At 72.1% G+C, this 22,467-nt stretch carries 22 protein-coding genes; 10 read left to right on the forward strand and 12 right to left on the reverse strand.

Features of this window, described 5'->3' with window-relative positions; translation table 11 throughout:
* From urtE to K4G22_RS03450, 6 genes are all read right to left on the reverse strand, one after another.
* Entirely contained in the window at window positions 1-696 is a 696-nt protein-coding gene (gene urtE / locus K4G22_RS03425; protein WP_228078170.1) for an urea ABC transporter ATP-binding subunit UrtE, read from the reverse strand.
* On the reverse strand, window positions 696-1,484 hold the full coding sequence (gene urtD, locus K4G22_RS03430; protein ID WP_228078171.1) for an urea ABC transporter ATP-binding protein UrtD: 789 nt from the start codon (window positions 1,482-1,484) through the stop codon (window positions 696-698). Before urtD ends, urtE begins: the two co-directional genes overlap by 1 nt.
* Window positions 1,481-2,557: an urea ABC transporter permease subunit UrtC gene (gene urtC, locus K4G22_RS03435; protein ID WP_228078172.1), complete on the reverse strand. Its 1,077-nt coding sequence runs from the start codon at window positions 2,555-2,557 to the stop codon at window positions 1,481-1,483. The genes urtD and urtC overlap by 4 nt, the downstream gene beginning before the upstream one ends.
* Window positions 2,554-3,450, reverse strand: coding sequence for an urea ABC transporter permease subunit UrtB (gene urtB, locus K4G22_RS03440; RefSeq protein WP_228078173.1), 897 nt, complete (start codon window positions 3,448-3,450; stop codon window positions 2,554-2,556). Before urtB ends, urtC begins: the two co-directional genes overlap by 4 nt.
* Window positions 3,451-3,453: 3 nt before the next feature.
* Entirely contained in the window at window positions 3,454-4,701 is a 1,248-nt protein-coding gene (gene urtA / locus K4G22_RS03445) for an urea ABC transporter substrate-binding protein (protein WP_228078174.1), read from the reverse strand.
* A 163-nt stretch (window positions 4,702-4,864) separates the two neighbouring features.
* Window positions 4,865-5,953 (reverse strand): substrate-binding domain-containing protein, encoded by a 1,089-nt coding sequence (locus K4G22_RS03450; RefSeq protein WP_228078175.1) that lies wholly within the window; start codon window positions 5,951-5,953, stop codon window positions 4,865-4,867.
* Window positions 5,954-6,067: 114 nt separating this feature from the next.
* Between K4G22_RS03450 and K4G22_RS03455 the strand changes: the two genes are divergently transcribed.
* Window positions 6,068-6,538 carry a MarR family winged helix-turn-helix transcriptional regulator gene (locus K4G22_RS03455; protein WP_228078176.1) on the forward strand — a complete coding sequence of 157 codons (471 nt, stop codon included), beginning with the start codon at window positions 6,068-6,070 and terminating at the stop codon, window positions 6,536-6,538.
* A gap of 171 nt (window positions 6,539-6,709) precedes the next feature.
* Here K4G22_RS03455 and K4G22_RS03460 read toward each other — a convergent pair whose 3' ends face one another.
* Window positions 6,710-7,516 carry a helix-turn-helix domain-containing protein gene (locus tag K4G22_RS03460; protein ID WP_228078177.1) on the reverse strand — a complete coding sequence of 269 codons (807 nt, stop codon included), beginning with the start codon at window positions 7,514-7,516 and terminating at the stop codon, window positions 6,710-6,712.
* A gap of 96 nt (window positions 7,517-7,612) precedes the next feature.
* Window positions 7,613-8,794, reverse strand: a complete 1,182-nt coding sequence (locus tag K4G22_RS03465) for a hypothetical protein (protein WP_228078178.1) — start codon at window positions 8,792-8,794, stop codon at window positions 7,613-7,615.
* Between the two features lie 165 nt (window positions 8,795-8,959).
* On the opposite strand from K4G22_RS03465, the gene K4G22_RS03470 reads away from it, so the two are divergent.
* Window positions 8,960-9,421 (forward strand): NUDIX hydrolase, encoded by a 462-nt coding sequence (locus K4G22_RS03470; RefSeq protein ID WP_228078179.1) that lies wholly within the window; start codon window positions 8,960-8,962, stop codon window positions 9,419-9,421.
* Between the two features lie 129 nt (window positions 9,422-9,550).
* Here K4G22_RS03470 and K4G22_RS03475 read toward each other — a convergent pair whose 3' ends face one another.
* Window positions 9,551-10,342 carry an SGNH/GDSL hydrolase family protein gene (locus K4G22_RS03475; protein WP_228078180.1) on the reverse strand — a complete coding sequence of 264 codons (792 nt, stop codon included), beginning with the start codon at window positions 10,340-10,342 and terminating at the stop codon, window positions 9,551-9,553.
* 131 nt (window positions 10,343-10,473) lie between these two features.
* The gene (locus K4G22_RS03480; protein WP_228078181.1) at window positions 10,474-12,024 is read right to left on the reverse strand and encodes an MFS transporter; all 1,551 of its coding nucleotides are present in this window, start codon (window positions 12,022-12,024) and stop codon (window positions 10,474-10,476) included.
* 68 nt (window positions 12,025-12,092) lie between these two features.
* Between K4G22_RS03480 and K4G22_RS03485 the strand changes: the two genes are divergently transcribed.
* Window positions 12,093-12,686, forward strand: coding sequence for a TetR/AcrR family transcriptional regulator (locus K4G22_RS03485; RefSeq protein ID WP_228078182.1), 594 nt, complete (start codon window positions 12,093-12,095; stop codon window positions 12,684-12,686).
* Between the two features lie 313 nt (window positions 12,687-12,999).
* Entirely contained in the window at window positions 13,000-14,853 is a 1,854-nt protein-coding gene (locus K4G22_RS03490) for a BCCT family transporter (RefSeq protein WP_228078183.1), read from the forward strand.
* A gap of 65 nt (window positions 14,854-14,918) precedes the next feature.
* Here the strand turns inward: K4G22_RS03490 and K4G22_RS03495 are convergent, their stop codons facing one another.
* On the reverse strand, window positions 14,919-16,571 hold the full coding sequence (locus tag K4G22_RS03495) for an FAD-binding dehydrogenase (protein WP_228078184.1): 1,653 nt from the start codon (window positions 16,569-16,571) through the stop codon (window positions 14,919-14,921).
* 156 nt (window positions 16,572-16,727) lie between these two features.
* Between K4G22_RS03495 and K4G22_RS03500 the strand changes: the two genes are divergently transcribed.
* The 6 genes from K4G22_RS03500 (at window position 16,728) to K4G22_RS03525 (ending at window position 21,923) form a co-directional block, all read left to right on the forward strand.
* On the forward strand, window positions 16,728-17,117 hold the full coding sequence (locus K4G22_RS03500) for a YidH family protein (RefSeq protein WP_228078185.1): 390 nt from the start codon (window positions 16,728-16,730) through the stop codon (window positions 17,115-17,117).
* On the forward strand, window positions 17,105-17,464 hold the full coding sequence (locus K4G22_RS03505) for a hypothetical protein (RefSeq protein ID WP_228078186.1): 360 nt from the start codon (window positions 17,105-17,107) through the stop codon (window positions 17,462-17,464). Before K4G22_RS03500 ends, K4G22_RS03505 begins: the two co-directional genes overlap by 13 nt.
* Window positions 17,465-17,507: 43 nt before the next feature.
* Complete coding sequence (locus K4G22_RS03510) at window positions 17,508-17,969, forward strand: MaoC family dehydratase (protein ID WP_228078187.1); 462 nt, start codon at window positions 17,508-17,510, stop codon at window positions 17,967-17,969.
* A 353-nt stretch (window positions 17,970-18,322) separates the two neighbouring features.
* Entirely contained in the window at window positions 18,323-19,630 is a 1,308-nt protein-coding gene (locus K4G22_RS03515) for an NsdA family TPR-like regulatory protein (RefSeq protein WP_228078188.1), read from the forward strand.
* Between the two features lie 80 nt (window positions 19,631-19,710).
* Window positions 19,711-21,072, forward strand: coding sequence for a homogentisate 1,2-dioxygenase (hmgA, locus tag K4G22_RS03520; RefSeq protein ID WP_228078189.1), 1,362 nt, complete (start codon window positions 19,711-19,713; stop codon window positions 21,070-21,072).
* A gap of 35 nt (window positions 21,073-21,107) precedes the next feature.
* Window positions 21,108-21,923 (forward strand): GntR family transcriptional regulator, encoded by an 816-nt coding sequence (locus tag K4G22_RS03525; RefSeq protein ID WP_228078190.1) that lies wholly within the window; start codon window positions 21,108-21,110, stop codon window positions 21,921-21,923.
* A gap of 191 nt (window positions 21,924-22,114) precedes the next feature.
* Here K4G22_RS03525 and K4G22_RS03530 read toward each other — a convergent pair whose 3' ends face one another.
* Window positions 22,115-22,384 carry a hypothetical protein gene (locus K4G22_RS03530; protein ID WP_062214944.1) on the reverse strand — a complete coding sequence of 90 codons (270 nt, stop codon included), beginning with the start codon at window positions 22,382-22,384 and terminating at the stop codon, window positions 22,115-22,117.
* Window positions 22,385-22,467 lie beyond the last annotated feature (83 nt).

The following is a 22,467-nucleotide window of genomic DNA, read 5'->3' on the forward strand; positions in this document are numbered from 1 at the left end:
TCAGACGCTGAGCGCCTCCCGCACCCTCGCCGGGGCTTCCTCGTCCCCCTCGCCCGACGAGGTGATCCGGCCCGCCTCCAGCACGTGGTAGCGCTGCGCCGCCCGCAGCGCGAAGTCGATGTGCTGCTCGACCAGCAGCACCGAGAGGCCGCCGCGCCCTGACAGCTCCAGGATGGTGCGCTGGATCTCGGCCACCACCGACGGCTGGATGCCCTCGGTCGGCTCGTCGAGCAGCAGCAGCCGGGGCCGGGTGATCAGCGCCCGCGCGATGGCGAGTTGCTGCCGCTGGCCGCCGGAGAGCAGCCCGGCCCTGCGGCCGGTGAGCTCCCGCAGGGCGGGGAAGAGGTCGAGCGCCTCGTCCAGGGCCTCGGCGCCCCGCCGCCCCCGCCCGTCGGCGACGAGGCGCAGGTTCTCCAGGGCGGTGAGCTGGGGGAAGCTCTGCTGCCCCTGCGGCACATAGGCAAGACCCAGGCGCACCCGCCGGTGCGCCGGCAGCCGGGTGACGTCCCTGCCGTCGAACCGCACCCGGCCCCCCGTCGGTCGCAGCAGGCCGAGCGCGGCGCGCAGCAGGGTGGACTTGCCCGCGCCGTTGTGCCCCAACACGGCGGCGACGCCGTCCTCGGGCACCGTCAGGCCGACGCCGTGCAGCACCTGGCTGCGGCCGTAGCCGGCGACCAGGTCGGTGATCTCCAGCATCACGCCTCCTCGGCGACGGTGGCCGCCACGGTGGTGGACGACCCGTCGGGCGGGTGGCCCAGATAGACCTCCTGGACGCGGGGGTCGGCCCGCACCTCGGCCACAGTTCCCTCGCTGAGCACCCGGCCGGCGTGCAGCACGGTGACGCTGGCCGCGTAGGCGCGCATGAAGTCCATGTCGTGCTCGATCACCACGACCGTGCGGTCCCCGGCCACGGCGCGCAGCAGCGCGCCGGTGGCGTCCCGCTCGTCGTGGCTCATCCCGGCCACCGGCTCGTCCAGGAGCAGCAGTCGGACGTCCTGCACCAGCAGCATCCCGATCTCCAACCACTGTTTCTGCCCGTGCGCCAGGGTGCCGGCGAGCCGGTGGGCGTGGGCGGTCAGGCCGACCGTGGCGAGCGCCTCGTCCACGGCGGCCGGCACCGAGCGGCGCTGCCGCAGCAGGGTGTGGGGGCGGCGCCCGGCGCCGGCGGCGATATCGAGGTTCTGTAGGACGGTGAGCTGTTCGAAGACGGTCGCGGTCTGGAAGGTGCGGCCGACGCCGAGCCGGGCGATCCGGTGCACGGGGCGGCCCAGCAGCTCCTCGCCGCCGAACCGCACCGACCCGGTGGCGCGGGCCAGGCCGGTGACGGCGTCCACCAGGGTGGTCTTGCCCGCTCCGTTGGGCCCGATCAGAAACCGCAGGTCGCCGGGGCCGACCCGCAGGCTCACGCCGTCCACGGCGGTGAACCCGTCGAAGGAGACGCGCAGTTCGTCGATGGTCAGGCCGGGCGGGGACGCCTCGTTCATGGGGTTCCTCCCACGGGGCTCGGGCGGCGGCGGGCGAGCAGCTGCCGCAGGGAGATCAGTCCGCCGGGCAGGAAGGCCACCACCACGATGAAGAGGCCGGCCTGGAAGTAGGTCCAGGCGGCGGGGAACTCCTCGGAGAGGGTGGTCTGGGCCCAGGCGACGGCGATGGCGCCGAGCGCCGCGCCCACCAGGCTGGCCCGGCCGCCGATGGCCGCGCCGATCAGGAACTGGATGGAGGGCACGATGCCGATCAGCGCGGGCGAGATGATCCCCACCGCGGGCACGAACAGCGCCCCGGCAAGGCCCGCCATGCCGGCCGAGACCACGTAGGCGACCAGCTTGACCAGCGCCGGGTCGTAGCCGAGGAAGCGCACCCGCTCCTCCGAGTCCCGCACGGCGACCAGCAGTTCGCCGTAGCGGCTGAGGAACAGCTGGCGGGTGAGGAGCATCACGGCCAGCAGGGTGCCGGCGATGACGAAGTACACCATCCGGCGATTCACGGGATCGTGCAGCGAGAAGCCGAAGAAGCCCTGGAAGTTGGTCAGCCCGTTGGTGCCTCCCGTGGTGGCCTGCTGGCCGATCAGCAGGATGGCGAACGCGGCGGCGAGCGCCTGGCTGAGGATGGCGAAGTAGGCGCCCTTGACCCGCCGCCGGAACACCAGGAAGCCGATCAGCGCGGCGACCGCCATGGGCACCAGGAACACGGCGGCGATCGCCACCACAGGGGACCTGAACGGCTCCCACCACCACGGCAGTTGGTCGGTCGACCCGTAGAGCAGCATGAAGTCGGGCAGCTGGCCCGGGCCGGCGTCGGCCAGCTTGAGGTGCATCGCCATGACATAGCCGCCGAGGCCGAAGAACAGGCCCTGGCCCAGGGTGAGCATGCCGCCCCGCCCCCACGCCAGGGAGATGCCCACGGCGACGAGGGCGAAGCAGAGGTAACGCGCCAGCTGTTCGAGGCGGAAGTCGGAGAGCGCGGCGGGCGCGACGGCGAACAGCAGCACCGCGCCGAGTGCGTAGCCGGCGGCCAGCCGCCAGCGGGAGGAGCGCCTCACCTTCGGGTTCTCGATCATGCCAGGCTCCGGGTGCGCAGGGTGTAGATGCCTTGGGGACGCCACTGGAGGAAGGCGACGATGGCGACCAGCACGACGACGCGGGCGAGGCTCACGGTGGTGGAGTACTCCATCACCGCCTGGAGCACGCCGAGCGCGAAGGCCGCGATGACCGCGCCGCGCAGCTGTCCGATGCCGCCGACCACGATCACCAGGAAGGCGTCGATGATGATGTTGGTGCCCATGGTGGGTCCGATGGGCCCCACCAGCGTCAGCGCGACGCCGGCCAGACCCGCGAGCCCCGAGCCGATGAAGAACGTGATCCGGTCCACCTGCCCGGTGGCGATCCCGGACGCCTCGGCCAGCTCGCGGTGTTGCACCACGGCCCGCATCCGCCGGCCCAGCGAGGTGAGCCGCAGCGTGAGGGTCAGCGCCAGCACGGCGGCCAGGGCCAGCGCCAGGATGAAGAGCCGGCTGTGGGCCAACGTCAGCGGGTGCTCACCGCCGATCAGCGTGATCCGCCCGCTGAGCCAACTCGGCGCCCGCGTGTGGACGTTCGGCGCGCCGAAGATGTCCCGGGCGAGCTGCTGCAACATCAGCGACACGCCCCAGGTGACCAGCAGCGTGTCCAGCGGCCGGGTGTAGAGGCGGCGGATCAGCAGCCACTCAAGCAGCACCCCCATGGCGCCGGCCACCAGGAAGGCGACCGGCAGGGCGAGCAGCAGCGAGGTGCCGGGGGCCTCGACGGACTGTTGGACGACATAGACGGTGTAGGCGCCGGCCATGATGAACTCGCCGTGCGCCATGTTGATCACGCCCATCTGACCGAAGGTCAGGGACAGGCCCAGGGCGATCAGCAGCAGCACGGCGCCGATGCTGACGCCCGTGAAGGACTGGCTGAGGATGACGGTCATGGGTCAGGACAGACCCTCGGCCCAGTCGTACTCGCGCAGGTAGGGGTCCGGCCTGATGGGCTCCTCGCTGCTCCACACCTCGGTGATCAGGCCGTCGGCGCCGATCTCGCCGATGCGGTTGGTCTTGAAGATGTGCTGGGTCTCGCCGTCCACCGTGACGGTGCCCTCGGGCGCCTCGAACGTGATCCCGTCGGCCGCCGCGCGGACGTCGGCCACCTCGAAGGAGCCGGCCTCCTCGACCATCGCGGCCCACAGGTGGACCGAGGTGTAGGCGGCCTCCATCGGATCGGAGGTCGGCCGGTCGGCGCCGTAGCGCTCCTGGTAGGCGGCGACGAACGCCTCGTTGGCCGCGCCCTCGGTGGTCTGGTAGTAGTTCCACGACGTCAGCTGGCCCGCCAGGTTCTCCGCGCCGATGCTGTTCACCTCCTCCTCGGCGATGGACACGGAGAGCACCGGCATGGTCTCGGCGGTCAGCCCGGTGGCGGCGTACTCGGAGAAGAAGGAGACGTTGCTGTCCCCGTTGAGCGTGTTGAAAACGGCGTCGGCGCCCGAGCGTTCGACCTTGTTGGCGATGGTGGAGAACTCGGTCGAGCCCAGCGGGGCGTAGTCCTCGCCGGATATCTCGATGCCGTGCTCCTCGGCGTAGGCGCGGATGATCCGGTTGGCGGTGCGCGGGAAGACGTAGTCGCTGCCCACCAGGTAGAGCGACTCCACGCCCTGCTCGACCAGGTAGTCCAGGGCCGGCACGATCTGCTGGTTGGTGGTGGCGCCGGTGTAGAAGATGTTGGGCGACTGCTCAAGGCCCTCGTACTGCACGGGGTAGAACAGCAGCGAGCCGTTCTGCTCGAAGACCGGCAGCACGGCCTTGCGGCTGGCCGAGGTCCAGCAGCCGAACACGGCGGCCACCTGGTCCTGTTGGATCAGCTTCTCGGACTTCTCGGCGAAGGTCGGCCAGTCGGAGGCGCCGTCCTCGCTGATCGGCTCGATCTGCTTGCCCAGCACACCGCCGTCGGCGTTGATCTCCTCGATGGCGAGCAGGAGCGCGTCCCGGACCGTCACCTCGCTGATGGCCATGGTGCCGGAGAGGGAGTTGAGCAGGCCCACCTTGATGGTGTCCCCCGAGGTGTCGACGGTGGCGGCGGCGTTCTCGGTCTCCTCGCCCGTCCTGGCTCCGCAGGCGGTCAACGCGAGGGCGGTCACACTCGCGACGGCGATCGCGGCCAGGTGGCGTACCCGGGCAATGGGGGGCATCTCGTCCTCCTTGTCCCCTGCGACTGCGGGGAATGGTGCGGGGGTGCGGGGGAAAAAACGCCGGGCGACGCCGCCCGACGAGGGCACGCCACAGCTTCAAATCGCCTTGTTGCCCAGGAATTTCACGACCGTTAATACTTCCGTTCGGAAGTATCACGGGCGGTCAGCTCCAGGCGTCCAGCTCGGCGGTGACCGCGAAGTCCAGGCCGTCCGCCTCCGCCAGATAGATGCGCTGGCGCACATGCCGTCCCCGCAGCCGCAGTTCGCCACGCGCCCCCTGGTAGCTCACCTGGGGCGCGACGCCCTCGATCGCCGGCACCGCGACCGAGCCGGCCCGGCCGACCAGCGCCGCCAGCAGCAGCACCCCCTCGTAGCACGACTCCCCGAGCGCGCTCGGCGCCGGCGCCTCGGGTCCGAACCTGGCCGTGTAACGCCCCTGGAAGTCCAGGGTGTCGGCGGTGGCCAGGGCGGCGAAGAAGCCGCCCGTCGCGCTCAGCCCCCTGGTGGCGTCCGGGCCGCTGGCCGCCAGCATGTTCTCGTCCATCAGCGTGCTCAGCCGCAGACTGCGCCGGTCGAGGCCGGCGGCGGCGAACGCCCGGTTGAACCGCACCGCGTCGCTGCCCACCAGCAGCATCAGGACGGCGTCCGCCTCGGCGCGCTCGACGCGGCGCAGCGCGGCGCCGAAGTCGTCGGTGCCCAACGGCAGGTAGTCGGCGCCGACGACCCGACCGCCGTCCTCTCTGGCGTAGCGCTCGGCGGCCCACGCGGTGCGCCGGGGCCAGATGTAGTCGTTGCCGATCACATACCAGCGCCGCACCCGCAGTTCGGCGGCGAACAACCGCATCGCGGGACGCAGTTGGCCGTCCGGGGTCTCGCTGGTCAGAAAGACGCCGGCGGAGTTCTCCCCGCCCTCGTAGAGCGCCGTATACACATAGGGGACCCGATGGGCGATCCGGGGCGCCACCGCGCGCCGCACCGAGGAGATGTGCCAGCCCGTCACCCCGTGCACGATCCCCGCCGCGACCAGCGCCGCCACCTCGTCCGCCACCCGCTGCGGCGGGCCTCCGCCGTCGACCAGGACCAGCCGCAGCGCGCGCCCCAACACGCCGCCGTCCGCGTTGACCTCGTCGGCGGCCAGCCGGGCGCACAGCTCGCAGGCGGGGCCGAAGATCCCGGCCGGCCCGCTCCTGGGCACCACCAGGGCGACGCCGAGCGCGTCCGTGTCGGGAGCCAGCCAGTCGCCGTGGGCCATCCGCCCATCATGGCCCCGGGCGGCCGGGCCCGCCGGACGCTCCCAGCCAGCGAGACGACGCCGTCGCCGCCGGCGTTTGTACCATGGAGCCCAGGACAGCCCCCGAGGAGTGCGATGCCTTCAACTCCCGCGCCCCGCCCGGACGATCCCGGCGGCGCCGGTGACGTCTCCTTCCTGCTCACCCGGGCGGAACGACTGGCGGCCCGCAGGCTGCGCGCGGCGCTGGACGAGACGGGCTGCTCCGTGGACGCCTGGCGGGTGCTGGCCCTGCTGGCCGACGGCAGGGGCCATGGGATGACGGCCATCGCCGAGCGGACGCTGCTCCCGCCGCCCAGCCTGACCCGGCTGATGGACCAGCTGGTCGACGACGGTCTGGTGCACCGCCGGGTCGATCCGCTGGACCGGCGCCGGGTGTTGGCCGGGCTCACGCCGCACGGCATGGCCGTGCGCGCCGACCTGGCCCACCGGGTGCGGGCGCACTGGGCCACCCTGCCGGCGGACACGGACGACGCGCTGCTCGCCACGCTCCTCGACCGGCTGATCGCCCGCCTCGAACTGCCGGCTCCCGCACCGGCGGTCAGCTGACGACCGCCCGGCGCGGGATCCGACCTGGGACGGCGGGAACGCCCACGCCGCCCGACGACGTCGCACGGGCGCACGTTCCGCTGGACGACACGGCGGACACCGCCGTCGCCGAGACGCCGCCCGGCTGGGGGCGGCTCCCCGGCCGGGCGTGGGGCGCTCTCCGCGCCCGGCTCACCGACCCGCGGCGAACTCCCGCAGCGCCCCGGCGGTGAAGTCGTCCAGCGGATAGAACAGCTCGATCGCCAGCTCCGACAGGGTCACGTCGGCGGGCGCGCCGAAGGTGGCCATGGTGCCGAAGAGGGACAGCTCGCCGCCCGGGGACCGCAGCCGCAGCGGCACCTGGACGGGCCCCGCCGGTGGTTTCGGCGACTCGCTCTCGCGGTGGCCGGCCGGCAGGGGGTAGCGGCTCACCTCCTCGTGCAGCGCGCGGAGTCGGGGATCGCCCGTGCCGTCCACCTGGCGCCGCAGATGTTCGAGGAAGAGCTCCCGCACCTGCCGGAGATTGGCCAGGCGGGCCGCGAGCCCCTCCGGATGGAGCGCCATCCGGAAGACGTTGGGCGCCGGCTCCAGGAGGTGCGGCGGAAGGCCGGCCGTCAGCACGGCCATGGCCCCGTTGCCGGCGACCACGTTCCAGTACCGGTCCAGGACGACGGCCGGATAGGGCTCGTGCGCGGTCAGCATCTGGTCCAACGCGGCGCGGATCCGGACCATCTCGCGGTCGTCCAGCCGGCTCTCCCGGTAGGCCGGCGCGTAGTCGGCCGCCAGCAGCAGGGCGTTGCGCTCGCGCAGCGGTACGTCAAGCGCCACGGCCAGCCGCAGGACCATGGCGCGGCTGGGCCGGGACTTGCCCGTCTCCACACAGGAGAGATGCCGCGCCGAGGTCTCCGCCAGGAGCGAGAGCTCCAGCTGGCTGAGCTTCCTGCGCCGTCGCCACTCCCGTAGCAACGCCCCCACCCGAGGCTCCCGTTCCTCGTCCATGACCGCAGCGTAGCCCGCGGGGCCGCCGCTTCCGCCCCCGGCGACGGCACCCGACTCCCGGCGGTCCACCGTCGCCGCGCGGGGGCGTCGCCGCGCTCAGCCGGCCGCCGATGGCCGCGGCGCCGCCGGCGCTCCTGGCCAGCGGCTCAGGATCAGCTCGGCCGTCTCGTCGGCCGAGCGCGCGTCCGTGTCCACGACCAGCTCGCCGATCGAGGCGCGTGCCAACGCCTCGGCCTGCGCGCTCGCTTCGGCGGCGGCCCGCCGCAGCTCGGCGGCCGAGCGCCCGTTCAGCGGGTCCCCGGCCAGCACGGGCCCCTCCCCCGCTCCCCGGCGGGCGACGCGGTCGGCCAACCGCGCCGGCCCCGCTTCCAGTCGGCAGACGGTGAGCGGGGTGGTGGGGAGCGCCTCCCGGTAGGCGGTCACGCTCCTGGCGTCGCTCACCAGCCCGTTGACGACGAGGTGGCGGGCGCCCTGGGCGGCGCAGTTCCGCCACAGGGCCGCCAGGTTGCGCGCCTTGAAGCGGTGGTGTTCGGGGTCGTCCGGCGGCGTCGGCGAGAGAAACCCGATCTGCTCCAGGTCGAAGAACGCCACCGGGACTCCCGCCCGTTGGATCCGGGTGTACGTCTGCCAGCCGACGGTGGACTTGCCCACGCCGCGCGCCCCGGTGATCCAGAGCATCGCGCCGCCGGCGCCGCGCGGCGCGGGCGGTGGCTCGGGCGGAGCGGCGGCGGCGCCGTGCGGCGACCACCGTTCCCTGACCCGCCGCACCACGTCCTCGACGGACCGGCCGGTGGTCTCCACGACGAGGTCGGCGAACCCGCCGAGATCCAGGGTCTCCGCTTCCGCCAGGACCCGCGGCAGCTCGTGCACGAGCACGCCTCGTCCGCGGAAGCGGCCGGCCAGCTCGTCGGCGTTCGCCCGCAGCCGGCACACCACCAGCGCTGTACCGGGCGCGCCGGGGCCGGCCAGCTCGGCACTCGGCACGCCGTGGACCGGGTCGACCACTCCGGAGACGATCAGGCAACTCGCCCCGGTCGCTGCGGCGTTGGCGGCGACCGCCGCCAGGTTCCTCGCCTTGAGACGGTGCCGGTCCCGGTCGTCGGGACGCTCGGGATGGATCATTCCCAGCTGGTCGATGTCGACATGGCCGGCGCTGATCCCCTCCGAGGCGAGTTGCCGGTACAGCTCCCAGCCGGTCGCGCTCTTGCCCACGCCGGGCGGCCCGCAGAGCCAGAGCACCGGAAAGGGGCGGGATGGCGACTGCCGTGCCACGGTCATGACACCGGAGTATCGCCGCTCGCCCGGCCCGCGTCACACGCGTTTCCGGCGACCCGCTAGCGCGGAGTGCGATCCCCCTACTACACAATGTAGTTGAGCCCGATACTGAGCCCGGTAGTCCAGCACGGTAAACGTCTGTCTCCCACGGAATCGGAGAGATCACCCATGCCCTTCCACCATGAGCTGCCGATCCGCGTCAATGTCCTCTGCACCACGCACACCCTGCGTGTTCTCCTGATCCGGCGCCCCGGTGGCGGGGCCTGGGATCTGCCGGGCGGGGTGGTCCCGGCCGGCGGGTCGGTCGCGGAGACGGGCAGCGAGGTGCTGGCGTCCAGGACCGGGTACCGACGGGCGATCGACTCGGGGTTGGCCTTCAGCCTGGAGACGGACGAGCGGGGCGCGGTGCGGGAGTTGAGCTATGTCCTGGACGGCGGGATCACGGACGGCATCCCCACCGAGGCGATCGATCTCAAGCCGGAGTGCCGGTGGGCGCCCATGGCGGAGTTACGCAAGCTCGCCCCGGTCGTCCAGTACGCCATCATCGCCTCGGGGCGCTCCGCCACGTTCCCGCTCCTGACCAACGGCGACTTCACGGTGCGGACGCCCAGCCGGCTCCACACGGCCTGACCGGTGGCCGGCGCGCGACCGCCGGCACGGGGAGGGCCGGCAGGGTGGTCCGGTGCCGGGCACCGGACCACCCAGGATCATTCGCGACCAGCGGTCGTTCAGATCCGGCCGAGAACTGATCTTTCAGGGTCAGTCGTTGGCATTGAGCACGGGGAAGTAGCCATTGGCGTGACCCCGAGCGGTCGGGTGGTACGCCTCCCACAGCGGCAGGGCCAGGTCGTGCAGCCAGTCGTCGCCTGAGCACAGCTCATGCCCGGCGAAGGCGGCGGCCACGTTGCCGTAGGTGAAGCCGTGCGCCGACGCGCGCGCGGAGATCACGGAGTTGAGCAGGTCGGACGCCTCGTTGATGGCGTTCCGCTTGGTCTGGCTCAGGCCCAGGCACAGCCCGGTGGGTTGGGTGTAGAAGCGCGGGTAGCCGAGCACCACGACATGCGCGTTGGGAGCCCTGGCCTTGATCGCGTTGTACACGCTGTCAAGCCGCGCCGGCAGGGTGTTGCTGACAAAGGTGCGAGCGGTCGCGATCCGGTTCAGGCAGGTGCTGTCGGAACTCACCACGCAGGTGGTCATCACATCGGCGAAGCCGGCGTCGTTGCCGCCGATGGTGATGCTGACCAGGCCGGTCGACGAGTTGAGCGCGTTGACCTGGGAGCCGGTCACATCGCTGGTCACGGCGCCCGAGCAGGCCTGGAAGGAGAAGGACGAGGGGTTGTTCGCCTGGGCCCAGAGGGAGGGGTAGGCGTTGTTGCTGCGGTGACAGTCGGAGTCGATGTAGCCGCCCGCCCCGTTGCCCGAGGAGTACGAGTCCCCGAGGGCCACATAGGCGGGAGCGGCGGCGGCCTGCGCCGGGCCCGCGCCGATCAGGCCGAGCACGAACCCGAAGATGAGCACGGCGACGGCGGACAGGCGTCTGGTCAGTCTCACGGAACCTCCATGGGGGGTCGCTGTGGCACTGTTTGTACCAAGCAACGCGCGTTGATGGAAGTGCACATGTCAATAGACGGCGGTTTCTGGCGATCCGTTCACGGCGTTGATCACTGCGCGTCGACTACTGATCAACAAGTGGTCTTCTCACGCTCGTTGCTCGCGGTCGGCTCCCGCCGGAGGGCGAGCCAGGCGAGGACCGCCACCGCCGCCAGCACGCCAGCGCCCGCGACGGCGGCCGTGTTCACGCTGTCGCTGTAGGCCGCGAAGGCGAAGTCGAGCAGCCGCGCGCCCTCGGCGGCCGGCAGGTCGGCCGCCCGCCCGAGCGCCTCGGTGACGGTCTCACCGGCCGCCGGCACGCCCGTGACCCGCTCCCGGTAGACGGCGCTCGCCACGGTGCCAAGGGTCGCGATGCCCAGCGCGGCGCCGAGTTCGTTGCTGGTCTCGGAGATACCGGCCGCGGCACCGGCCCGCTCGGGCGGGGCCGCGGTGAGGATCAGCGTGTTGGCGAGCGTCCCCACCACGCCGACCCCGAGGGTCAGGACGGTGTAGCCGCCGATGAACACCGTGAGCGGGCTCCCGGCCCCGACCGTCCCCACGACCAGAAAGCCGACGGTCCCGAGCAGCAGCCCGGCGGCGAGCAGCGTCGCGGGACGCAGCCGCGCGGCGAGCGCGGCGGCCAGGACGGCGCCGACCAGCGTGCCGGCGAAGGTCGGCAGCGCCCACAAGGCGGCCCGCAACGCGCTCAGTTGGTGCACGGTCTGTAGAAAGGTGAAGGCGAGCAGACCCAGCCCGGCGGCCGAGAAGGCCACCACGGTCTGACCGGCGACGGCGGCGCCGAAGGCCGGGCGACGGAAGAGCGTCAGATCGACCAGCGGATGGGCGGCTCCCCGCTGCCGGCGCAGGAAGAGCGCCAGCGCGGCGAGTCCGCCGGCGAGCGCCCAGCAGCCCGTCGCGTCGAGCCCGTGCTCGACCAGCCGCTTCGCCGCGAAGACCAGGCCGAGGATCGCGACAAAGGAGGTCGCGGCCCCCGGCAGGTCGAACCGCGTGGCCCCGGGGTTCCTGGACTCGTCGATCAGGAACGGGACGGTGAGCAGCAGCACCCCCATCACCGGCACATTGATCAGGAAGACCGATCCCCACCAGAAGTGCTCCAACAGCACCCCGCCGACGATCGGCCCGGCGACGGCGCCGCCGGTGAAGGCGACGGTCCAGGCGCCCACCGCCGCCCGGCGCTGCCGCTCGTCGAGGAACATGCCCCGGATCAGGGAGAGCGTCGAGGGCGCGAGTGTGGCGGCGCCCACCCCCAACAGCACCCGTGCCGCGATGACTTCCTCCGGAGTGGAGGCCCAGGCGATCGCCACCGAGGCGATCCCGAAGAGGCCGGACCCGATCAGCAGCAGTCGCTTCCGGCCTATCCGGTCCCCCAGCGCCCCCATGGTGATCAGGAGCCCGGCCATCACGAATCCGTAGACGTCCATCATCCAGAGCCACTCGGTGGCACTGGGCGCCAACGCCTCGGTGATCGCCGGCGAGGCGACGAACAGGATCGAGATGTCCATCGAGGCCAGCAGCGCCGGCAGCAACAGGAACGGCAGCCCCCACCAGGCCCGGGCACCGGCCCGGGCGGACGGAGGAACGGCGGGGGAGGCGCCGGGAGGCGCGGGAGGGGAAGCGACCATGGCGTGATTGTACGTACGTACAAACAGGAAGCCAAACGTACGTCCGTACAAGCCGGTAGGGTGGCGCCATGACTCAGCGCGACGACCTGCTCAGAGGCGCCAAGCAGTGCCTGACCGAGAAGGGCTACAGCCACACCACCGCCCGGGACATCGCGGCGGCCTCCGGCTCCCATCTGGCCTCGATCGGCTACCACTTCGGCTCGAAGGACAAGCTGATGCGGGCGGCGGTGCTTGAGGCCTCGGGCGAGTGGGGCGACGCCATCGAGGCCGCCGCCCGGTCCGCCGGCGGCGAGGCGCCGCCCCAGCGGCTCGCCGCCCTGATCGGGGGGCTCATGGCGGCCATCCCCGAGGCCAGGCCCGTCCACCTGGCGAGCCTCCAGGCCCTGGCGGAGGCGGCGTTCGACGAGGAGCTCCGCCTGGCGCTCGCCGCAGGATTCCACGAGGGCCGGCGGGCCCTGGCCGCGATCACGCTCGACCGCCCCACGGACGAGGTGGATCCGGCCGCCGAACGCGGCATCGGCTCGGTGATGTACGCGCTGGCCGTCGGTTATATCGCGCAGTTCCTGATCGATCCGGAATCCCTGCCGAATGCCGAAGAAGTCATCGCGGCGCTACGGACGCTGGAGACCACTCCGCCCGCGCCCGCGTCGACGGAGGAGTGACCGGCGCCGCCGCGCAGCGGGCTCCCGGGTGTTCCTCCGACGAGGACACGGGCCGCACATCCGGCGGAGCCACAAACGGAAGAGGGCGTTCCAAATCCCGAAATCAAGGGCCCTCGCTACTCCGCGCGCTGTTTTTTGCGATGACTTGCGATGACATGGTCACCGAACGCCGCAGCCTGGAGGTATCGGCTCGATAACCTTCGCGCATGGTGGTGCGGAGCTCGGGTAGCCGCCCCCGCGTACCTACCCGTGTACCCCCTGCGGATATCCCTCGCGCACGGGGGAAGTGACCCATACAGATAGGCGGAATCGCGTGCCAGGCGATAAGAACTCACCGACATCGGAAGGGCCCAAGCGGGCGGCATTCAGAGAACCACGAACGGATTACGTGGTCTTCGGCGTATCCGCCGCCGCGACTCTTGCCTTTGTCATCTGGGGAGCCGTCGCCACGGACTCATTGGCCGACGTTTCGACCGACTTGCTGAACAGCATCATCGAGAACGCGGGATGGGCATTCGTCCTCGCCGCCTCGGGTTTCGTGGTGTTCGCGCTGTGGCTGGCGATCAGCCGCTACGGCCGGATCACCCTGGGCAAGGAGGGGGAGGCACCCGAGTTCAGGACCGTGTCCTGGGTGGCGATGATGTTCAGCGCCGGCATGGGCATCGGGCTCATGTTCTGGGGCGTCGCCGAGCCGCTCAACCACTACACCACCGCTCCCCCCGGCACGTCGCCCGACGACTCGGGCGAGGCCATGGCCACCTCCATGGCGACCACGCTCTTCCACTGGACCCTGCACCCCTGGGCGATCTACGCGGTCGTCGGCATGGCCATCGCCTACAGCGCCTACCGGCGCGGACGCCGACAGACCATCAGCGCCGTCTTCACCCCGCTGATCGGTGAGCGGCGCGCCAACGGCGGGGTCGGCAAGGTCATCGACATCCTGGCCATCGTCGCCACCCTCTTCGGCTCGGCCGCCTCGCTGGGGCTCGGCGCGCTCCAGATCGGCAGCGGCATAGAGGAACTGGACTGGATGGAGGATGTCGGCAACGGTCTGCTGGTGGCGATCATCGCCTTCCTGACCGCGGCGTTCGTGCTCTCCGCCGTCTCCGGGGTGGCCAAGGGCATCCAGTGGCTCTCCAACATCAACATGGTGCTGGCCGGCATTCTGGCGCTGTTCGTCTTCATCGCGGGCCCGACCGTGCTGATCCTGGACCTGATCCCGACCTCGGTCGGCTCGTTCATCGACCAGCTGCCCCAGATGGCGGCGCGCACCGAGGCCAGCGGCGGCGAGGACGTGGCCGGTTGGCTCTCCGGCTGGACGGTCTTCTACTGGGCGTGGTGGATCTCCTGGACGCCCTTCGTCGGCATGTTCATCGCCCGGATCAGCCGTGGTCGCACCATCAGGCAGTTCGTCGGCGGTGTGATCCTGGTGCCCAGCGCGGTCAGCCTGGTCTGGTTCGCCATCTTCGGCGGCACGGGCATGCGCGAACAGGAGAACGGCGTCGACATCGCCGGCGAGGCGACCACCGAGGGCCAGCTGTTCACGGTGCTGGCCGAGTACCCGATGGTCACCGTCACCTCGCTGCTGGTGATGATCCTGGTCGGCATCTTCTTCGTCTCCGGCGCGGACGCGGCGTCCATCGTGATGGGCACGCTGTCGCAGAAGGGGTCCCAGGAGCCGCACCGGCTGGTCGTGATCTTCTGGGGCGCGCTCACCGGTGCGGTGGCCGCGATCATGCTGTTGGTCGGGAGCGGCGAGGCGGAACCGGGCTCCGACGAGAACCCGGCGCTGGACGGCCTACAGAACCTGACGATTCTGGCGGCCGTGCCCTTCACGCTGGTGATGATCGGACTGTGCTTCGCGTTCATGCGCGATCTGCGGCAGGACTCGCTGGTGCTGCGCGAGCAGAAGGGCGAGGAGGTCGTCGAGATGGCGGTGATCGCCGGCGGCGAGAAGTACGCGGGCGACTTCGAGATCAGGATCGGCCCGGGCACGGCCGACCTCCCGGACACGCCGGCGGCCGACCGGTCGACCACCACGCTCGGCAAGCCGCAGCGGGCCCCGGGGGCGGCGGACGCCGGACCGGCTGACACGGAGTCCGGTGACGCCGGGTCGGACGGCGGCGGATCGGACGGCGGTGGGGGCGGCGGCTCCGACGGGAGCTGACCGAGGAACCCGCACGCGGGGCCAGGGGCCGGTCGGACGCGACCGGCCCCTGGCGTGTGCCGACGTCAGATGGCCTTGGCCGCGGCGCGGCCGGCCTCGCGCCCGGAGAAGAGACAGCCGCCGAGGAAGGTGCCCTCCAGGGAGCGGTATCCGTGCATGCCACCGCCGCCGAAGCCGGCCGCCTCGCCCGCCGCGTACACGCCGGGCAGCGGTTCGCCCCCCTCGGTGAGCACCCGTCCGGAGAGGTCGGTCTCCAGGCCGCCGAGTGTCTTCCGGGTGAGCAGATGCAGCCGCACCGCGATCAGCGGCCCGGCCTTGGGGTCCAGCAGGCGGTGCGGGGCGGCGATCCGGATCAGCCGGTCGCCGAGATAGCCGCGCGCCCCGCGCACCGCGGTGATCTGTAGGTCCTTGGTGAACTTGTTGCCGATCTCGCGGTCGCGGGCCTCGATCTGGCGGCGCAGGGCGGACTCCTCGATCAGCTTCTCGCCGGCCACCGCGTTCATCCCCCTGACCAGGGCGCCGAGTTCGTGCTCCACGACGAAGTCCGCGCCCCGTTCGAGGAACGCCTGGACGGGGGCCGGCGCCCCGGAGCGGGCCCGGCCCAGGACCTGGCGCACGCTCTTGCCGGTGAGGTCCGGGTTCTGTTCGGACCCGGAGAGCGCGAACTCCTTCTCGACGATCCGCTGGGTGAGCACGAACCAGGTGTGGTCGTGCCCGGTGCCTCGGATGTGCGCCAGGGTGCCCAGGGTGTCGAACCCGGGGAAGAGCGGCACGGGGAGCCGCTGCCCGGTGGCGTCCAGCCAGAGCGAGGAAGGGCCGGGCAGGATGCGGATGCCGTGACGGGCCCAGATCGGATCCCAGTTGGTGATGCCCTCGGTGTAGTGCCACATCCGGTCGCGGTTGATCAGTCGGGCGCCGGCGCGTTCGGCGATACCCAACATCAGGCCGTCCACATGGGCGGGCACCCCGCTGAGCATCCGCTCCGGCGGTGGGCCGAGCCGCTGCGGCCAGGCGGCGCGCACCAGTTCGGGGTTGCCGCCGATGCCGCCCGAGGTGACGATGACCGCCTGGGCGCGCAGTTCGAAGGCGCCCACCACCTCCCGGTTGCTGGCCACCCCCCGGCGGGCGGTGTCGTCCGCGAGCACCTCGCCGGTGACCGTGTCCACGGTGCCGCCGCTGCGCGCCAGTCCGCTGACGCGGTGGCGGAACCGCAGGTCGACGAGGCCGCGTTCGGCGGCCTGCCGCACCCGGCGTTCGAACGGGGCGACCACCCCCGGGCCCGTGCCCCAGGTGACATGGAAGCGCGGCACTGAGTTGCCGTGGCCGACCGCGTCGTAGCCGCCGCGCTCCGCCCAGCCGACCGCGGGGAAGAAGCGGATGCCCTGGCCGCGCAGCCAGGAGCGCTTCTCGCCGGCGGCGAAGTCCACATAGGCCTCGGCCCAGCGGCGGGGCCAGTGGTCCTCGCGCCGGTCGAACCCGGCCGTGCCCAACCAGTCCTGCCAGGCCAACTCGTGGCTGTCCCGCACCCGCAGGCGCCGCTGCTCGGGGGAGTTCACCAGGAAGAGGCCGCCGAAGGACCAGTGGGCCTGGCCGCCCAACGACGCCTCGGGTTCCTGGTCGAGCAAGATGACCTTGTGGCCGGCGTCCGCCACCTCGGCGGCGGCCACCAGGCCGGCCAGCCCGGCACCGATCACGATCACGTCGGCGTCATACGCCATCCTCACTGTCCTCCCAGTCGACAGATAGTGATCCTCGGCGGGTCAGGACCTGTCGTCAACAGCGATCACATGGTCAGCGTCGAGCGGAACCGCCCCGCCGGGCGGTGCGGCGCCGATGCCGGCCGCCCCGGAAGGACACGGCCTAGGCTCGGGCGCATGATCGGACGAGCGCGCGACACGGTGCGTGGGTGGTTCTCGCCTCAACTGCTGCGGGAGGAGGGGCCAACCCCGGACTTCCGGTTCTCGCTTGCCAATGAGCGAACGTTTCTGGCCTGGTTGCGAACCGCGCTCGCGCTGCTTGCGGGTGGGATCGCGGTCCAGCAGTTCCTGACCGAGATTCCCCAGGGCTTCCGTACCGCGGTGGCGCTGCTGTTGCTGGCGGGCGGTGCGCTGTGCGCCGTGCGCGGCGTGAACCACTGGGTGCGGACCGAGCGGGCGATACGGCGCGGGGACGATCTCCCGCTGAGCCGCTTCCCGGCGTTCCTCGCCCTCGGGACGGTGCTCACGGCGCTGCTGGTGATCGGGGCCCTGCTGTGGCCTCGGTAGGCCCCGAGGGCCGGCGGGCGGCAGACGGGCAGGAGGAGCGGACCAGGCTGGCCTGGCGACGGACCACGCTCACCTTCGTGTTGACGCTGGCGCTGGCCGGGCGCGGCCTGGTGACGGCGGACGGGGGGCTGCTCGTCGGCGGGGTGGCGGTGGCCGCCGGCGCCCTGGTGTGGGCGGCGTTCCTGGTGTTGGCGCAGCGGCGGATAGTGGCGCTGGCGCACGGTGGGCGGGCCTGTGTCGGGTCGCGCACCGTGCTGCTGGCGGCGGCGTCCGTGGTGGCGCTGGCCGCGCTCGCCGCGCTCGCCACCATGTCGGGCCTGGTGCCGGGCCTGGTGGGGGAAGGCTGACGGAGCCGGTCGCCGGCGGGCTACTCGTGAGTATCCTGGGCGCATGGCTGAACCACGGATCTTCGCCTCCCCCGACGAGTTGGCCGACGCGGTGGGTGAGCGCCTGGGCGTGAGCGCGTGGCTGCGGATCGATCAGGAGCGGATCGATCAGTTCGCCGACGCCACCGGTGATCACCAATGGATTCACACCGATCCCGAACGCGCGGCAACCGGCCCTTTTCACGGCACGATCGCTCATGGCTATCTGACGTTGGCGCTGTTGCCCCGGCTGATCCCCGAGGTGCTGCGGGTGGAGGGGGCGCGGTTGGCCGTGAACTACGGGATGAACCGGGTCCGCTTCCCCGCCCCCGTGCCGGTCGGGTCCAGGGTGCGGGCCACCGCGTCCGTGCTGGACGCCCAACCCGTGGCGGGCGGCTGGCAGTTGACGCTCGCGGTGACCGTGGAGCGGGAGGGCGGCGCGAAGCCGGTCTGTGTCGCGGAGACGGTCACCCGGTATCTGGTCTGAGCCCGCTGATGCCCGAGGCCCGACGGGGGCGGCGCCGCCCGGCCGGGGCCCCGGGTCGGGCCCCGGAAAGGAAGGGGCGCTATCGGCGGGCGCGAGCTGGCGGCTGCTGGTCCCGCGGCGGCGGTGCCGGCTGAGGGCTGACGGCTCCGGGGCGCTGCGGCGGCGGAACGACTGCGGCATACATGTTCGGATCATTCATGCCCTCACCGTCAACGACGCTGTCGCCGCACGCCACTTGCGTGTGACCGAATGCCAGGAAAGCAACTCGATCGTGTGATCGGGGGGCAGAAGCCCCCCGTTGTGTGCCTCTGTGCGCCCTGGTGGCTCGCGCCCCACCGTGAGACCACTGAGGCATGACGAAGCGGCAGGTGCCGAACTACCGACTGCGCGCCCTGTTGACCGAGGCGGGATGGACGCAGGAGGCGCTGGCGCGCTCCGTGAACATACTGGGTGCGGAGATCGGCTCCTCCCTTCGCTACGACCGCACCGCTGTGGCGCACTGGCTCTCCGGGACGCAGCCCCGGCACCCCGTTCCCCAGCTGGCCGCCGAGGCGCTGTCGCGCCGCATCGGGCGTGCCATCACCCCGGAGGCGGCGGGCTTCGTCGACACCCCGAGCGAGGGCGCCCCCGTCGACCCGGTCACCGGGTTCACCGCGCTGTGCCGCTCCGACGCGGACGCCACCCGCCGGGTGCCGCTGCACCAGCGCCCCTACCGGGTCGCGGACGCGGTGGCCCCTGGCGCGCCGCCGGCCCCGCAGCCCGTCAGGGGGTTGGGCCAGCGCACGGAGGACACCAAGGCCCTGCACGACGCGGTGGAGTTCTTCGCCGCCTCCATCGACTCGCACGGCGGCCGGCACGCCCGCAGCGCCCTCTCCGCCTATCTCGCCGACGATGTGGTGCCGTTGCTGAGCGCCCGTCAGCCGCCCAGGATGCGGGCCGAGCTGCTGGTGCTCTCCAGCCGGCTGGCCTTCCTGCTGGCCCGGATGTACGAGGACGGGCTGCTCCACGGGGTGGCGCAGCGCTACTACGGCTATGCCCAGCGGTTGGCCGGCGAGTCGGGCGACCGTACCTCCTGGAGCGTTGTGCTGCGAGCGATGAGCGCCCAGGCCCAGCGCCTGGGGCATCTGCCCTCGGCGCTTCAGCTCGCCGAGGCGGCGCAGCAGGGGGCGCGCGGCGCGCCGGCGGCCCACCAGGCCTATGTGCAGATCCAGTTGGCCGTGGTGCTGGCGCGCGGTGGGGACCGCAGGGAGTCCCTGGTGGCGCTCAACCGGGCGGAGCGGGCGGCGGAGCGCGCGGCCGGCACCGGCGCGCCGTTCGACAGCTATCCGTCGGCGGCGCTGCACTTCCAGCTGGCCTCGGTGCTGGAGGCGCTGGGCGACCTGCCGGGCGCGCTGAGCGCCCTGCGCCGCTCCTCGCTGGAGCGGTCGGCGGCCGATCTGCGCGGCCGGGCGCTGACCCAGGCCAGATTCGGCCAACTCCTGCTGAAGGCGGGCCACCTCGACGAGGCGTGCGTGGCCTGGGGAAACTTCCTCGACGGCCGGGAGAGACTGCGTTCGGGCGACGCGGAGCAGGCGTTGCGGGACATGCGCCAGGCGTTGCACCCCTATCGCAACCGCAAGCAGACGGCCGAGTTGTTGGGCCGGACGCCGCCGGGTCGTTGACTTGCCCCCACGCTCTTCCTACGGTTCTACCGTCAATTCCTCAGCATCATCACAGGAATCAGCGGCGGCGGGAGTGTGGGATGAACGGCGACGAGGCGGCCGGGTCGGTGGTCACCAGCGCGGGGCCGGTGGGCAGCGAGCCGCGGTATCTGTCGGGCTTCGGCAACGAACACAGCAGCGAGGCGGTCCCGGGCGCGCTGCCCGTGGGGCGCAACTCACCCCAGCGCGCGCCCCTGGGGCTCTACGCGGAACAGCTCAGCGGCACCGCCTTCACCGAGCCGAGGGCGCACAACCGGCGCTCGTGGCTCTATCGCATGCGCCCCTCGGCCGCCCATCCGCCGCTGCGGCGGATCGACCACGGTGCGCTGCGCGGCGCCCCCTTCGACGAGGTCGAGCCCGACCCCAACCGCATGCGGTGGGACCCGCTGCCCGAGCCGCCGGCCGGCACGGACTTCGTCGCCGGGCTCTGGACCCTGGGCGGCAACGGCGACGCCCGGCGCCGCACCGGTCTGGCGATTCACCTCTACGCCGCCAACACCTCGATGACCGACCGGGTGTTCGGCGACGCGGACGGCGAGCTGCTGCTGGTGCCCGAGCGCGGGGCACTGCGGCTGCGCACCGAGTTCGGTGTGCTGGTGGCGGCGCCCGGCCAGGTGGCGCTGATCCCTCGTGGGGTGCGCTTCCGCGTGGAGCTGCCGGACGGGCGGGCCAGGGGCTATGTCTGCGAGAACTACGGCCAGCCGTTCACGCTGCCGGAGTTGGGCCCGATCGGGGCCAACGGACTGGCCAACGCCAGGGACTTCCTGGCGCCGACCGCCGCGTTCGACGAGCCGACGGGTCCTGTCGAGGTGATCGACAAGTTCTGCGGCCGGCTCTGGGCGGCCGAACGTGACCACACCCCGCTGGACGTGGTCGCCTGGCACGGCAACCATCTGCCGTACCTCTACGACCTGCGCCGGTTCAACGTGCTCGGCTCCCTCAGCTACGACCATCCCGATCCGTCGATCTTCACCGTGCTCACCTCGCCGTCCGAGATCCCGGGGCAGGCCAACGCGGACTTCGTGGTCTTCGCACCCCGCTGGCTGGTGGGCGAGGACACCTTCCGGCCGCCGTACTTCCACCGCAACGTGATGACCGAGTACATGGGGTTGATCGAGGGCGCCTACGACGCCAAGGCGGAGGGATTCCGCCCCGGCGGTGGTTCCTTGCACAACATGATGTCCGCCCACGGTCCGGATCGGAGCACGTTCGACCGGGCGAGCACGGCGGAGCTGCGTCCGGAACGGGTCGACCAGGGGCTCGCGTTCATGTTCGAGACCCGTTGGCCGGTGGCCCTCACCGCGGCGGCGGTGGACGCGCCCCATCGACAGCGCGGGTACGACGATGTGTGGCAGGGTCTTGGGCGGAACTTCCCCGAGAGCGGCGGCAGCGCCCCCTCGTGACAACCCGCCGGTCGACCTGACTCGGAGCCAACCTCGTGACCGTCTTCGCCCCCGACTCCCTGGAGCTCAACCGCAAGCTCCCGCTGTGGTACCAGGTTTCCCAGTCGTTACGCACCTCGATACTCGGCCGGCCCCAGGGGTCGCCGTCGCGGCTGCCCACGGAGGAGCAGCTGGCCGAGCACTACGGCGTGAGCGTGCTGACCATGCGCCAGGCGCTCAAGGAGCTGGAGGACGAGGGGCTGATCAGCCGGCATCGGCGCCGCGGCACCTTTATCGAGCCACCGGCCCAACGCGGCGCGCCCGTCCGGCTGTTCGGCTCCCTCGACAGCATCGTGGCCCAGCAGTCGGGCGAACACAGCACGCTCCTTGACGACGCCCCGACGGCCGTCCCGGTGCCGGCCGAGGTCGCCGAGCACTTCCCCGGCGTCGCCGAGGTGGTGCGCTTCCGGCGGCTGCGCCGCGACCGCCCGGACGGGGAGCCGGTCAACTGGGTGGAGAACCTGATCCATCCCGAGGTCGCCGACCGGATCGACCCGAGCGCCCTCGAACACTGGCCCATGACCCGGGTGTTGCGGGACATCGCCGGGGTGCGGGTGCGGCGGATCGACAACACGGCCCAGGCCCGACTCGCCGACCCCACCACGGCCCGCCTGCTCGACGTGCCGTTGCTCAGCCCGATCCTGCACATCACGGGGGTGGAGTACGACGAGGGCGAGCGGGTCGTCGACGTGGCGCTGATGCACTACCGGGGGGACCGGTTCTCCTTCGCCGTCACGGTGCGGGCCACACCCGACGAGGCGATGGGGGGCGCCGGGGCGGACGACGGGGGCGGCGGGACGACGGGGCGCTGAGCGCCGGGGAGCGGCGGGAGAAGCCGAACTCCGCACCGGGGAGGCGGAGATGGCGCCGCCGACGCGTACGGGTGGGAACGCGTCGGCGCGAGAGTCAGGCGGTGGTGGACGGGAGCGCTGGGACCGGGAGCGCCGTCACAGATGGGAGAGGGTGGGTGTTGCCGCCGGGCGGCGCCCGGCGGCAACAACGATCAGCCGCGCCCGCCGAACAGCGTGCGGCGCAAGCGCCGCAGCGGTGCGAAGAGCAGGACCCGAGCCGTGCGGTTCGTCCTGGTCGGGCTCTTGTGATCCCGCCTGGTCAGCTCACGCATCAGGGTGGTGGCCTCCTCGGCCTCCACCGCCGGCACCGCGGGACCGGAGAGCACGCTCAAGTGCCGGTCGAGACGCGCGCTGTTGGCGGCGCTCCCGCAGTTGATCGCAGGCACTCGTGGCGGCCTGCCGTGCGCTGTTATCTGCTCCATGACTCTCCCACCCGTACAGCGGCACCCGGTCCGGGCAGGGTAACCCTAACGCCCCACATGGACACGTGGGTATCCCGGTCCCA

The sequence above is a fragment of the Streptomyces profundus genome (assembly GCF_020740535.1).
Lineage (GTDB): Bacteria > Actinomycetota > Actinomycetes > Streptomycetales > Streptomycetaceae > Streptomyces > Streptomyces profundus.

What these genes read in the sequence shown, in the direction of transcription:
- K4G22_RS03455 (WP_228078176.1), top strand. Translation starts at nt 6,068, where the DNA reads ATGCCTTCAACTCCCGCGCCCCGCCCGGACGATCCCGGCGGCGCCGGT.
- hmgA (WP_228078189.1), top strand. Translation starts at nt 19,711, where the DNA reads ATGAACGGCGACGAGGCGGCCGGGTCGGTGGTCACCAGCGCGGGGCCG.
- urtB (WP_228078173.1), bottom strand. Translation starts at nt 3,450, where the DNA reads ATGACCGTCATCCTCAGCCAGTCCTTCACGGGCGTCAGCATCGGCGCC.
- urtC (WP_228078172.1), bottom strand. Translation starts at nt 2,557, where the DNA reads ATGATCGAGAACCCGAAGGTGAGGCGCTCCTCCCGCTGGCGGCTGGCC.
- urtE (WP_228078170.1), bottom strand. Translation starts at nt 696, where the DNA reads ATGCTGGAGATCACCGACCTGGTCGCCGGCTACGGCCGCAGCCAGGTG.
- urtA (WP_228078174.1), bottom strand. Translation starts at nt 4,701, where the DNA reads ATGCCCCCCATTGCCCGGGTACGCCACCTGGCCGCGATCGCCGTCGCG.
- urtD (WP_228078171.1), bottom strand. Translation starts at nt 1,484, where the DNA reads ATGAACGAGGCGTCCCCGCCCGGCCTGACCATCGACGAACTGCGCGTC.
- K4G22_RS03500 (WP_228078185.1), top strand. Translation starts at nt 16,728, where the DNA reads ATGATCGGACGAGCGCGCGACACGGTGCGTGGGTGGTTCTCGCCTCAA.
- K4G22_RS03530 (WP_062214944.1), bottom strand. Translation starts at nt 22,384, where the DNA reads ATGGAGCAGATAACAGCGCACGGCAGGCCGCCACGAGTGCCTGCGATC.
- K4G22_RS03450 (WP_228078175.1), bottom strand. Translation starts at nt 5,953, where the DNA reads ATGGCCCACGGCGACTGGCTGGCTCCCGACACGGACGCGCTCGGCGTC.
- K4G22_RS03485 (WP_228078182.1), top strand. Translation starts at nt 12,093, where the DNA reads ATGACTCAGCGCGACGACCTGCTCAGAGGCGCCAAGCAGTGCCTGACC.
- K4G22_RS03495 (WP_228078184.1), bottom strand. Translation starts at nt 16,571, where the DNA reads ATGGCGTATGACGCCGACGTGATCGTGATCGGTGCCGGGCTGGCCGGC.
- K4G22_RS03465 (WP_228078178.1), bottom strand. Translation starts at nt 8,794, where the DNA reads ATGACCGTGGCACGGCAGTCGCCATCCCGCCCCTTTCCGGTGCTCTGG.
- K4G22_RS03470 (WP_228078179.1), top strand. Translation starts at nt 8,960, where the DNA reads ATGCCCTTCCACCATGAGCTGCCGATCCGCGTCAATGTCCTCTGCACC.
- K4G22_RS03460 (WP_228078177.1), bottom strand. Translation starts at nt 7,516, where the DNA reads ATGGACGAGGAACGGGAGCCTCGGGTGGGGGCGTTGCTACGGGAGTGG.
- K4G22_RS03515 (WP_228078188.1), top strand. Translation starts at nt 18,323, where the DNA reads ATGACGAAGCGGCAGGTGCCGAACTACCGACTGCGCGCCCTGTTGACC.
- K4G22_RS03510 (WP_228078187.1), top strand. Translation starts at nt 17,508, where the DNA reads ATGGCTGAACCACGGATCTTCGCCTCCCCCGACGAGTTGGCCGACGCG.
- K4G22_RS03480 (WP_228078181.1), bottom strand. Translation starts at nt 12,024, where the DNA reads ATGGTCGCTTCCCCTCCCGCGCCTCCCGGCGCCTCCCCCGCCGTTCCT.